Annotated in this window: 1 protein-coding gene; it reads left to right on the plus strand. The window is 53.8% G+C overall.

Features of this window, described 5'->3' with window-relative positions; translation table 11 throughout:
• Positions 1-67 precede the first annotated feature (67 nt).
• Positions 68-370: a hypothetical protein gene (locus KYK14_RS21985; protein ID WP_219161773.1), complete on the plus strand. Its 303-nt coding sequence runs from the start codon at positions 68-70 to the stop codon at positions 368-370.
• The last annotated feature ends 308 nt before the right edge of the window (positions 371-678 follow it).

Genomic DNA, 678 nt, shown 5'->3' on the forward strand with positions numbered 1-678 from the left:
ATTCCCCGTTCCGGGGATAGGTTTTCGGGCATGACCACGCCACACTGTCTGACCGTATAGGCCCCCTATGACTGCTTCTCATCCCCAGCAACTACTCACGCAGAAAATCGCCACCACGGCTCTAGCTTACTACCGCCAGCTAGAGTCCCTTCCGCCAACAGCCCTGGAGCTGGCTACGTGGTTTGATGCGTTAGCCGCGCCTACTCGGCTGCAAATGCATACGCTCGGGCTGCAGGCCTGCCTGCGTTTGCCCGTTTTTAAACGCTACGTCCTAGAAAAGCGCGGGTATTCCATGCCCGCATACATGGCCCTGCACCTAGCACCTGACGAACTGGTGCAGTGGGTGGACAATAGCGAGTCAGGGCTATAAGCAAGGCAGCTTATTTTAGCATATAACAAAAATGAAATATGTACTAAAATGGGCCTTGTAGGGCCTATATGACCAGACAGTGTGGCGTGGTCATGCCCGAAAACCTATCCCCGGAACGGGGAATAACTAGCAGAGGGGGATATATTAGCTCGCATTTACTGTGCGAACTATGCTGATTAATTTCTTAGAAGACACCGATGGCAGTCGGTGCACGCTCACGTTTGAGGAAGCCGACCAGTGGATACGGGCGACTTGGACTGGGCACGTGGATGCGATTGAAGCCATGCGCGGGGCCGATAACTACTTGA

It is taken from the genome of Hymenobacter profundi (assembly GCF_019334315.1).
Classification (GTDB): Bacteria; Bacteroidota; Bacteroidia; order Cytophagales; family Hymenobacteraceae; genus Hymenobacter; species Hymenobacter profundi.